8 protein-coding genes, 2 tRNA genes and 3 rRNA genes are annotated in these 11,935 nt (G+C 34.1%); 8 read left to right on the top strand and 5 right to left on the bottom strand.

What is annotated here, in order from left to right:
* Positions 1 to 3 precede the first annotated feature (3 nt).
* The 4 genes from ASUIS_RS09005 to galU are packed head-to-tail and all read right to left on the bottom strand — an operon-like array spanning position 4 to position 3,534.
* The gene (locus tag ASUIS_RS09005) at positions 4 to 918 is read right to left on the bottom strand and encodes an AEC family transporter (protein ID WP_118886726.1); all 915 of its coding nucleotides are present in this window, start codon (positions 916 to 918) and stop codon (positions 4 to 6) included.
* A gap of 7 nt (positions 919 to 925) precedes the next feature.
* Entirely contained in the window at positions 926 to 1,420 is a 495-nt protein-coding gene (locus ASUIS_RS09000; protein ID WP_118886725.1) for a YhcH/YjgK/YiaL family protein, read from the bottom strand.
* A gap of 8 nt (positions 1,421 to 1,428) precedes the next feature.
* Complete coding sequence (locus tag ASUIS_RS08995; RefSeq protein WP_118886724.1) at positions 1,429 to 2,658, bottom strand: glucose-6-phosphate isomerase; 1,230 nt, start codon at positions 2,656 to 2,658, stop codon at positions 1,429 to 1,431.
* Entirely contained in the window at positions 2,659 to 3,534 is an 876-nt protein-coding gene (gene galU, locus ASUIS_RS08990; protein ID WP_118886723.1) for a UTP--glucose-1-phosphate uridylyltransferase GalU, read from the bottom strand.
* Positions 3,535 to 4,168: 634 nt separating this feature from the next.
* Here galU and ASUIS_RS08985 point away from each other — a divergent pair.
* From ASUIS_RS08985 to ASUIS_RS08950, 8 genes are all read left to right on the top strand, one after another.
* Positions 4,169 to 5,686, top strand: a 16S ribosomal RNA gene (locus tag ASUIS_RS08985).
* Positions 5,687 to 5,781: 95 nt separating this feature from the next.
* A tRNA-Ile gene (locus ASUIS_RS08980) sits at positions 5,782 to 5,858 on the top strand.
* A gap of 28 nt (positions 5,859 to 5,886) precedes the next feature.
* Positions 5,887 to 5,962: transfer RNA gene (locus ASUIS_RS08975), tRNA-Ala, on the top strand.
* Positions 5,963 to 6,290: 328 nt separating this feature from the next.
* Positions 6,291 to 9,203: ribosomal RNA gene (locus tag ASUIS_RS08970) — 23S ribosomal RNA — on the top strand.
* Between the two features lie 165 nt (positions 9,204 to 9,368).
* Positions 9,369 to 9,484 (top strand): 5S ribosomal RNA (rrf, locus tag ASUIS_RS08965).
* The 16S, 23S and 5S rRNA genes sit together here with 2 tRNA genes alongside, the layout of an rRNA operon.
* 145 nt (positions 9,485 to 9,629) lie before the next feature.
* Entirely contained in the window at positions 9,630 to 10,076 is a 447-nt protein-coding gene (locus ASUIS_RS08960) for a phosphoribosyltransferase (protein ID WP_118886722.1), read from the top strand.
* Between the two features lie 58 nt (positions 10,077 to 10,134).
* Positions 10,135 to 10,521, top strand: a complete 387-nt coding sequence (locus ASUIS_RS08955; protein ID WP_118886721.1) for a DUF423 domain-containing protein — start codon at positions 10,135 to 10,137, stop codon at positions 10,519 to 10,521.
* Positions 10,522 to 11,283: a Rossmann-fold NAD(P)-binding domain-containing protein gene (locus tag ASUIS_RS08950; protein ID WP_118886720.1), complete on the top strand. Its 762-nt coding sequence runs from the start codon at positions 10,522 to 10,524 to the stop codon at positions 11,281 to 11,283.
* Here ASUIS_RS08950 and upp read toward each other — a convergent pair.
* Positions 11,280 to 11,900, bottom strand: coding sequence for a uracil phosphoribosyltransferase (upp, locus tag ASUIS_RS08945; protein WP_118886719.1), 621 nt, complete (start codon positions 11,898 to 11,900; stop codon positions 11,280 to 11,282). The genes ASUIS_RS08950 and upp overlap by 4 nt on opposite strands.
* Positions 11,901 to 11,935: the final 35 nt, after the last annotated feature.

Genomic DNA, 11,935 nt, shown 5'->3' with positions numbered 1-11,935 from the left:
TTTTTAGATAAAGATTTTTAGAAATATTATTATAAACAGTGCAGACAAAAGTGTCTGCACTGTAATAATACTTGACATTAATCCCATATTCCCACCAAGCTGACGAGCAAGAATAAAAGAACTTGGAGCAGTTGGTAAAACTGCAAATAAAACTAAAATAGAAATCATCATATTATCAAGTTCAAAATATTTTGCAAAAATAAAAATTAATATTGGCATAATTAAATGTTTTGCAAAACTAGAAATAATTAGTTCACTTTTAAAAGATGAAATTTCTTTTATTACAAGTCCAAATCCAACTGACAAAAGTCCCATAGGAAGTGCTGCTTTACTTAATATAGCTAAAGTATTGTTTATCACAACTGGAAATTCTATTCCTATAAAATTAATAGTTCCACCTATTACACAAGCAACAATCAATGGATTTGTAATAATTGATTTTATCAAATATAAAAAATGTAATTTATCATTACTTACATATAAAGCAAAAATAGTTATACATAAAACATTGATAAATGGAATAGTAAAAGTCAAAATAATCGCAGATAAAATTAAACCTTCTTTTCCAAAAATAGCTCCACTTAAAGCTAAAAATACATAAGTATTAAATCTAATTCCACCTTGAATTACAGAAGTAAAAGATGAAGCATTAGTAGGTTTTATTTTATTTATAATTATCAAAATAATCATCGTAAAAAATATTGCTAAAAGCGCAGCCATAACAAAACTAAAACTATTTTTTGAGTTTAAAGAAGCATTTGATAATTCATATATCAAAAGTGCAGGCATTAAAATATAATAAGTTAATTTATCTGCTTGTGGCCAAAATTCATGGGATGGGAATTTTATTCTTTTAAAAAAATAGCCAATTAAAATAAGTCCAAAAACAGGAATTAATGCTGAAAATATATGTTCCATAATATTTTCAACTATTTACTAATATTTTAAAAACAGCTTTTATGATTTTTTTATTTTCATCTATTTTTATGCAAGGCATATGAGCATCAAAGGGATAAAAAATAGCAAGTTCATTTTCTTTGATTTTTAATACAGAAGCATTTTTAGATTGAAAATGTTTTGCATAATCTAAATCCTCTTTATAAGGAGTTTCAATAAGAAGATTGTTTATGTTTTCAACTTCCATTATTTCATCACCATCAAACATATATTGAATGTCAATATACTTTTTATGTGATTCAAATAAACAATCTTCTTTATCTTTTGTTATATAGGCTTGTTCTAAAACAAAACAATTTTCATCTAACACTATTTTATTACATTCTCCAACTTTTGTATTTAGAATACTTTTATATTCACTTGAATTTTTATTTTGCAATTTTTCAATATAAGCAAAAGCTTTTTGAAACTTCACATCACAAACTTGTGATTTTAAAGTTTCTAATGTACCAAATAGTGCCATTTTAATTCCTATTTATTTTTTAACATACCTTTTAAAATTATCTTACCACCTTCGACACCTGGTTGGTCGTAAGTATTAATTCTTAAGAATTTACCAACAATTGAAGTTAATAATTCATAATAAAATAGAAGTTTTCCTATTTCAAATTCACTGATTTCTTCAATTTCTATAATATCAATTGGAATATCTTTTTTTAACTCTTTAACAGAAGCAATTGTTGCATCTGCTTGTAGATTAATTAACTCTTTAAAATTAAGATTATTAACATAATCAAGTTCTTCTAATCCTTCTAAAGAAATAGGAGCAATTTTTGTATTGTCTTTAAAATCTTTAATTTTAATAAAAGTTACTGTTTTATCCCTTTGACCTTCAACAATTAATTGTAAAAAAGAGTGCTGATCTACTGGTCCTAAAAGTCCAATTGGTGTTAAACCTTGATTTGTATTATTAATATCAACTTTACCAAGACTTTCTCCCCAAAGTTGAACATACCATTTATTAAATCCTTCAAGTAATTGAGAATATGAAAAAATAGCATTCATATTATAAACATCTTTGAACTCATAATAAGTTCTAGCTTTTTTAAGAAGATGTTTAAATAGTTTCTTTTTATCAAAAAATGAATCAGAGCTTTTTTTAGCTCCTTTTAATAACTCATCAATATCAAATCCAGCAAGATATAAAGGAACTAATCCCACATTTGATAAAACAGAAAATCTTCCACCAACATTTTTAGGAATATCAAAGTAATTAATCTCATTTGCTCTTGCAAAAGTGTTTAATTTACTATCATCTTCAGTAATAATCAATAAATTTGATTTATCAATTTTTACAATAGACATAAGATATTTAAAAATAGAGATAGTTTCTATTGTAGTTCCAGATTTTGAAATAACAATAAAAAGTGTATCATTTAAATTCAATTGAGCTAATGTTCCATTTAAATTTACAGGGTCTGTACTTTCAAAAAAGAAAAGCTCTTTTTTCAAGCATTTATTATGTTGTTTGTTATACTTCATGAAGTTATAAATCGCATAAGTTCCTAAAGTACTTCCCCCAATACCAATAATTGCTATTTGTTTTTGTGGAAAGTTTAAATCATCAAGTCTAGTTTTTAAAACTGTTGTATCAACATAAGGAAGAGAGTAATAACCTATTACTTCTCTTTCTTTTTTTATCTCAGCAAAAATTTCTTTATCACTTAGCGATACTTGAGGATAATACAGATTGTTTTTCACTTATTTAGCTCCAGCTTCTTTTTTTTCTTTTTTTTCTTTATCTATAGATTTTGTATAAAAATAATTAGTTGCTTTTACAAATCCATCAATACTTCCACAGTCAAATCTTTGTCCATCAAATTTAAAAGCTAAAACCATTCCTTTTTTCGCTTGTGTTAAAAGTGCATCTGTAATTTGAATTTCTCCACCTTTACCTGGTTTTGTTTCTCTAATAATGTCAAAAATATCAGGAGTTAAAATATATCTCCCAATAATTGCTAGGTTTGAAGGTGCAACTTCAGGCTCAGGTTTTTCAACCATGTCTTTTACCATATAAATACCAGGTTCAATTTCATTTCCAGCAATAACACCATATTTATTAGTATCTTCTTTTGGAATTTCTTCAATAGCAACAATAGAACAACCATATTTTTTATACAAATCAACCATTTGTGCTAAAACACCTTTTCCCGGAGCGTCACATAAGTCATCTGCAAGTAAAACAGCAAATGGCTGGTCACCAATTAGTGTTTCACCACATAAAATTGCATGACCTAAACCTTTCATTTCTATTTGTCTAGTATAAGAGAATGTACATTTTGTAATAACAGCTCTAATTTCTGTTAAATAATGCTCTTTACTTGTCCCTTTAATTTGGTTTTCAAGTTCATAAGAAATATCAAAGTGATCTTCAATTGCTCTTTTACCTCTTCCTGTAACTATCGCCATTGTATCCATACCAGCAGCAAGTGCTTCTTCTACCCCATATTGAATAAGTGGTTTAGTTAAAACTGGTAACATCTCTTTTGGTGTAGCTTTTGTTGCAGGTAAAAATCTTGTTCCATATCCAGCAGCAGGGAATAGGCATTTTTTAATTGGTGTATTTTTATTTGTCATTTTTATTTTCCTTGTAATTGTTCAAATAGTTTTATTAAAACATTTTCGTACATTTTAGCATTTTCTTTTGTATCTGCTTCAAAATTATGTCTTAACAAATTTGCATCTGTTATTATATGTCATTTTTCATAAAAATTGTGAAAAAATAGTAAAAAGTAAACAAGATATTAATTAAGAATAAACAATTTAACAACAAACCCAAGTAAAAGCAAGTAAAATATATAAACTGATAATAAAAACCAATAAAAAAATCTAAAACAGAACAAATCCAAAAATTTAAGCCAAATTTAAGCTGCAAGGTATTGACAAAGCCAAAAGAATCTATTATAATTCCCGTCCAATTTGACTGGAACGCATCAAACGAGAGAATGATGAGAGACGTTGTAATCGAAGCTAGGATGATCTTTAAAAATAATTATAAACGTTTGTGAAGTAATCTTTATAAACCGAATATAGAATTCTTGTAATATAATCTGTTGTTTATTACAGATGTAAAATAAGAATAAATGTTAATATAAAATATATACATATAACAAGAGAGAAATGGTAAAACATAGAAATCTTGTCTATAACAATGAGTGATAATTTTGTGTTAGTAAAATAATACAGAAAAAGTCAAGTTCAAAAACTTCAATTTATGGAGAGTTTGATCCTGGCTCAGAGTGAACGCTGGCGGCGTGCTTAACACATGCAAGTCGAACGAGAACGGATTATAGCTTGCTATAATTGTCAGCTAAGTGGCGCACGGGTGAGTAATATATAGATAACCTGCCCTCAAGAAAGGAATAACAGTTGGAAACGACTGCTAATGCCCTATATGCCTTTAATACATAAGTATGCAAGGGAAACGCTTTAGTGCTTGAGGATGGGTCTGTATGGTATCAGCTTGTTGGTGAGGTAATGGCTCACCAAGGCTATGACGCCTAACTGGTTTGAGAGGATGATCAGTCACACTGGAACTGAGACACGGTCCAGACTCCTACGGGAGGCAGCAGTGGGGAATATTGCACAATGGACGAAAGTCTGATGCAGCAACGCCGCGTGGAGGATGACACATTTCGGTGCGTAAACTCCTTTTATATGGGAAGATAATGACGGTACCATATGAATAAGCACCGGCTAACTCCGTGCCAGCAGCCGCGGTAATACGGAGGGTGCAAGCGTTACTCGGAATCACTGGGCGTAAAGAGCGTGTAGGCGGATATATAAGTCAGAAGTGAAATCCAATAGCTTAACTATTGAACTGCTTTTGAAACTGTATATCTAGAATGTGGGAGAGGTAGATGGAATTTCTGGTGTAGGGGTAAAATCCGTAGAGATCAGAAGGAATACCGATTGCGAAGGCGATCTACTGGAACATTATTGACGCTGAGACGCGAAAGCGTGGGGAGCAAACAGGATTAGATACCCTGGTAGTCCACGCCCTAAACGATGCACACTAGTTGTTGTGAGGCTAGACCTTGCAGTAATGCAGTTAACACATTAAGTGTGCCGCCTGGGGAGTACGGTCGCAAGATTAAAACTCAAAGGAATAGACGGGGACCCGCACAAGCGGTGGAGCATGTGGTTTAATTCGACGATACACGAAGAACCTTACCTGGACTTGACATAGTAAGAACTTTCTAGAGATAGATTGGTGTCTGCTTGCAGAAACTTATATACAGGTGCTGCACGGCTGTCGTCAGCTCGTGTCGTGAGATGTTGGGTTAAGTCCCGCAACGAGCGCAACCCTCGTCATTAGTTGCTAACAGTTCGGCTGAGAACTCTAATGAGACTGCCTACGCAAGTAGGAGGAAGGTGAGGACGACGTCAAGTCATCATGGCCCTTACGTCCAGGGCTACACACGTGCTACAATGGGGTATACAAAGAGCCGCAATACAGTGATGTGGAGCAAATCTCAAAAATATCTCCCAGTTCGGATTGTAGTCTGCAACTCGACTACATGAAGTTGGAATCGCTAGTAATCGTAGATCAGCTATGCTACGGTGAATACGTTCCCGGGTCTTGTACTCACCGCCCGTCACACCATGGGAGTTGAACTCATTCGAAGCGGGGATGCTAAAATAGCTACCTTCCACAGTGGATTCAGCGACTGGGGTGAAGTCGTAACAAGGTAACCGTAGGAGAACCTGCGGTTGGATCACCTCCTTTCAGAGAATTAAGTTAAGATTTGTTTCTTAACTTAAAACTAAAAAATATATGAGATTTTATATTCGGTTTATAAAGATTATTTAAAATAGGTTTAAGGGCCTATAGCTCAGCTGGCTAGAGCGCTCGACTGATAATCGTGAGGTCTCAGGTTCAAGTCCTGATAGGCCCACCATTAAATAATCTTAAAGATTAATCAGTGTGGGGAATTAGCTCAGCTGGGAGAGCGCCTGCTTTGCACGCAGGAGGTCAGCGGTTCGATCCCGCTATTCTCCACCACCTTTAAATAGTTTAGAAGTTTATAATTAAAATTAAGAAACTTGAAAAAAAGTTAAATATAAGTTCAAATAGAGTTTGAATTTATATTTGATTTTCGAATCAAAATGATATTTAAAAATATAATGTTAAAGTCTTTAATTTTTTCGTTTAATTAAAAGAACTATGAGAATTTATTCAAAGTAGAACTAATAATTAAAAACAAAAATTTTAATTATCTAGAAATAGATAGAACACAACTTATTTTATTGATATATTTTAAATAATATGTTTAATAAGATAGTAGCCAAAGAATATTATCAAAAATGCGACAGAATTTAATTCTGTTTATTAATAAGCTATTAAGGGCTAATGGTGGATGCCTAGACTGTAAGAGGCGATGAAAGACGTATTAGGCTGCGATAAGCCTCGGGGAGCTGCCAAAGAGCTTTGATCCGGGGATTTCTGAATGGGGCAACCCAGTATAGTGAGAGCTATATTACCCTACGGGGAGCTAACCTGGTGAAGTGAAACATCTCAGTAGCCAGAGGAAGAGAAATCAAACGAGATTCCGTCAGTAGCGGCGAGCGAAAGCGGATTAGGACAAACCCAATGCTTGCATTGGGGGTTGTAGGACCATAACGTGAGACTAAAGAAGATAGATGAAATACTTGGAAAAGTGTAGCATAGAAGGTGAAACTCCTGTAATTTAAATTTTCAATAGCTCTAATGGTATCCTGAGTAGGTCGGAACACGTGATATTTTGACTGAAACTGGGGGGACCACCCTCCAATCCTAAATACTACTTACAGATCGATAGTGAACAAGTACCGTGAGGGAAAGGTGAAAAGTACTCCAGCGAGGAGAGTGAAATAGAACCTGAAACCATTAGCTTACAATCATTCAGAGCCCTATGATTTATCAGGGTGATGGACTGCCTTTTGCATAATGAGCCTGCGAGTTGTGGTGTCTGGCAAGGTTAAGTCAAGTACGAAGCCGTAGCGAAAGCGAGTCTTAATAGGGCGAATTAGTCAGATGCTGCAGACCCGAAACGAAGTGATCTATCCATGAGCAGGTTGAAGCTGGTGTAAGAGCCAGTGGAGGACCGAACCGATAGGCGTTGAAAAGTCTCCGGATGACTTGTGGATAGGGGTGAAAGGCCAATCAAACTTCGTGATAGCTGGTTCTCTCCGAAATATATTTAGGTATAGCCTTGTGTTGTAGCATATAGGGGTAGAGCACTGAATGGGCTAGGGCTGCTTACCGCGGTACCAAACCCTATCAAACTATGAATACTATATGTGGAATCACAGGAGTCAGGCGATGGGTGATAAAATCCACCGTCGAGAGGGGAACAACCCAGACTAACAGCTAAGGTCCCTAAGTCACATCTAAGTGGAAAACGATGTGGAGTTACTGTGACAACCAGGAGGTTGGCTTAGAAGCAGCCATCCTTTAAAGAAAGCGTAACAGCTCACTGGTCTAGTGATTCTGCGCGGAAAATATAACGGGGCTAAGATGTGCACCGAAGCTTTAGATTCGAATTTATTCGAGTGGTAGGAGAGCGTTCTATTCAGCGTTGAAGATGTACCGGCAAGGAGCGTTGGAGCGGATAGAAGTGAGCATGCAGGCATGAGTAGCGATAATTGAGGTGAGAATCCTCAACGCCGAAAACCCAAGGTTTCCTACGCGATGCTCGTCATCGTAGGGTTAGTCGGGTCCTAAGTCGAGTCCGAAAGGGGTAGACGATGGCAAATTGATTAATATTTCAATACCAACATACAAGCGCGATGTGGGGACGCATAGAGTTAATCGAGCTCACTGATGGAATAGTGGGTCGAAGGACGTAGGTTGATACTTAGGCAAATCCGGGTATCATAAGACCGAGATCTTACAGGCTCTTGACACTCTTCGGAGGAGATGGAGAATCGATGATACTGTCGTGCCAAGAAAAGCCACTAAGTATATTGTATGTTGCCCGTACCGTAAACCGACACAGGTGGGTGGGATGAGTATTCTAAGGCGCGTGGAAGAACCCTGGTTAAGGAACTCTGCAAACTAGCACCGTATCTTCGGTATAAGGTGTGCCTACTTTGGTATATGGACTTGCTCCAAAAAGCTAGAGAGGTTGCAACAAAGAGTCCCTCCCGACTGTTTACCAAAAACACAGCACTTTGCTAACACGTAAGTGGATGTATAAGGTGTGACGCCTGCCCGGTGCTCGAAGGTTAACTGATGATGTCAGCGCAAGCGAAGCATTTGATTGAAGCCCGAGTAAACGGCGGCCGTAACTATAACGGTCCTAAGGTAGCGAAATTCCTTGTCGGTTAAATACCGACCTGCATGAATGGCGTAACGAGATGGGAGCTGTCTCAACCAGGGATCCAGTGAAATTGTAGTGGAGGTGAAAATTCCTCCTACCCGCGGAAAGACGGAAAGACCCCGTGCACCTTTACTACAGCTTGACACTGTAGCTTGGATATTCATGTGCAGGATAGGTGGGAGGCTATGATGACTAGACGCAAGTAGAGTCGGAGCCATCCTTGAGATACCACCCTTGAATATTTGAGTTACTAACTGCGTACAATTATCTTGTATCAGGACAATGTCTGGTGGGTAGTTTGACTGGGGCGGTCGCCTCCTAAAAAGTAACGGAGGCTTACAAAGGTTAGTTCATGGCGGATGGAAATCGCCAGTTGAGTATAATGGCATAAACTAGCTTGACTGTGAGACATACAAGTCGAACAGAGACGAAAGTCGGTCATAGTGATCCGGTGGTTCTGTGTGGAAGGGCCATCGCTCAAAGGATAAAAGGTACGCCGGGGATAACAGGCTGATCTCCCCCAAGAGCTCACATCGACGGGGAGGTTTGGCACCTCGATGTCGGCTCATCGCATCCTGGGGCTGAAGTAGGTCCCAAGGGTATGGCTGTTCGCCATTTAAAGCGGTACGCGAGCTGGGTTCAGAACGTCGTGAGACAGTTCGGTCCCTATCTTCCGTGGGCGTAGGAAAGTTGAAGAGATTTGTCCCTAGTACGAGAGGACCGGGATGAACGTACCACTGGTGTACCAATTGTTCTGCCAAGAGCATCGTTGGGTAGCTACGTACGGATGTGATAAGAGCTGAAAGCATCTAAGCTCGAAGCCAACTCTAAGATTAACTTTCCCTGAAGTTCCCAGCAAGACTAGCTGGTTGATAGGCTGGATGTGTAAGCGATGTAAGTCGTTTAGCTGACCAGTACTAATAGAACGTTTGGCTTATTTAAAACAATTCTTTGGTTTACTATCTTATTAAATATATACTATATATATTTTTAAGACACATTGTGTTTTTTTTTAGAAAGAACAAAAGACTTTAACATTATTTTTTCTTAACTCTAGTTTGAGTTGAGTGTAAAGAGTACCTATTCTTACTTTTTACACTCAACTTTGCTGGTGGCTATAGAGAAGTGGAAATACCCAGTCCCATTCCGAACCTGGAAGTCAAGCACTTCATCGCCGATAATACTGCCGGGTCCCCTGGTGGAAACGTAGGCCGCTGCCAGCTCTTGAGTTTTTACACACTAAGCTTTTTCCTATCTGAACTTTCCAAGTTCTTTTAGGAAGAAGCTTTTTTTTTAGCTCCGCTTTTTTCTGGGGCTTATTACTTCCTCTTTATTGCTCGATCCAAATTAATTTATAAAGGATATTTTTTGGGAAAACTTTATTATAGTTATGATTTATTTAAAAAAGATACACAAAAATTAGTTGATAAATGCAGACATTTTGAACCTGAAATTTTATTAGCTGTAGCTCGAGGAGGATTAACACTTGCTCATTTAATGTCACAAGCTATGAATATAAGAAATTTATATACTTTAAATTCTATTCATTATGATGGTGAATTAAAATTAGATACATTTAATATTTTTAATATTCCAGATATTTCTAATGCAAAAAAAGTTTTAATTATTGATGATATTGTTGATTCAGGTGAAACAATGAGAGAAATCTTAAGAATTTTAAAAGAAAAATTTCCAAATGTTGAATTTAAATTAGCAACTATATTTTATAAAAATACTGCTGTTATAAAACCTGATTTTAGTGTTAGAGAAGCTACTACTTGGATTGATTTTTTTTGGGAAGTTGATGTTAAATAAACAATTAAATTTCTTTATGTATAATAGGAATTAAAAAATAAATATTGATGGATAAATTATGATATTAAATAAGAAAATTAAAATATTTTTAGCAATTGCTTCATTTATGATGGCATTAGCAATTTGTTTAGGTGCTTTTGGTGCACATGGCTTAAAATCTATACTTGATGAGTATATGTTGAAGATTTATCATACAAGTGTTGAATATCATTTTTACAATACATTAGGGCTTTTTGCAGCTTCTTTTATATATGCTTTAAAACCTGATTCGAAAAGAATATATGTTGCTATATGGTTGATAATTATTGGGATGTGTATATTTTCATTTTCTTTATATTTTTTAGCTGTTTTATCAATGCCAATTTTAGGAGCTATTACTCCAATTGGTGGTTCTTTATTGATTATTGCTTGGCTTACATTAACTTATGGGATTTTAAAAGATTAAATGAAAACTTTTACTATTCTGGGTGCAGGTTGGTTAGGATTTGAACTTGCTAAAGTACTAAAAATAAAATATAAAATAAAAGTTTCATCAAGGAATAATGAAAAACAAAAAATGTATGAAGAAGAGGGATTAACTTCATATATTTTAAATGAAAATAATTTTGATTTCTTAGAACAATTATTAGATACAAATTATTTATTTATCAACTATCCACCTTCAAAATTTGAAAATTATTTGAACTTTTTAGAAAATATTTATAGTGATAAAAAAATAAAAAATATAGAAAAAATTATATTTATAAGTTCCACTTCTATTTATCCAAATATTGAGGGTAATTTTGATGAAAATTACCAAATAATAGATTCTAGTTCTCAAATTGTATATGATGCTGAAAAACTTATAGAAAGTAGAAGTAATATAATTTTTAGAGTTTCAGGACTTGTTGGAGAAAATAGATATTTTGGTAAAAGAAGTGCAAATAAAATAGTTGAATTTCCAAATAGTTTAATAAATTTTGTTCATAGAAATGATGTAATAAATGCAACTAAATTTGTAATTAAAAATGATATAAATGGAACTTTTAATCTTTGTTCAAAACAACATCCTACAAAAAAAGAAATTTATACTTATAATTCTAAAAAATATGATTTTGCTACTCCCATATTTTTGGATAATGATTTTTATTTAAATAGAATAATTGATGGTTCAAAGATTGAACAACTAGGCTTTAAATACAAATATAATGATGTATTTACATTTTAGTTTGTATTAAAAGCTCTATCTCCAGCATCTCCAAGACCTGGAATTATATAATTATTTTCATCTAATTTTTGATCAATTTGTGCAATAAATATATCTACATCAGGATGAATTTCTTGTACCTTTTTAACTCCATATGGCGAACCTATAATATTTAAACTAATAATTCTTTTTGGATTTTTTGTTTTTAAATGAGTGATTCCGTGAATTAATGAACCACCAGTTGCTAACATTGGATCTAATAATAAAACAGTTTTATTTTCTAAATTAGGAATATTTTCATAAAAAATTCTACTTAAAGAAGTTTGTTCATCTCTTTTCATACCTAAAAATCCACTTTTTGCATCGGGAAAAGTTTTTAATATACCATTAAGCATTGGTTCTGCTGCTCTTAAAATTGAAATAAGAACAAGTTTTTGAACTTCTATCATTTTAACATCAAGTAAACCTTGCCAAGTATTTATCACTTCTATAGTTGTTTCAAAATCATTTAATGCTTCTGAAGCTATTATTTTTGAAATTTCTTCAATTGTCAGTCTAAAATCACTTGAAGTTGTATTTATATTTCTTAATTTATTTACTAAATGTTTAACTACAACATTGGTGCTTTCTTTATACATAATCAATTCCTTTTAAAATTTAGCTTATTCAAATA

Origin of the sequence: Arcobacter suis CECT 7833, from assembly GCF_003544815.1 — a bacterium.
Lineage (GTDB): Bacteria > Campylobacterota > Campylobacteria > Campylobacterales > Arcobacteraceae > Aliarcobacter > Aliarcobacter suis.
Note: the sequence above shows the minus strand (reverse complement) of the source record. Positions and strands in the feature narration are given on the sequence as shown.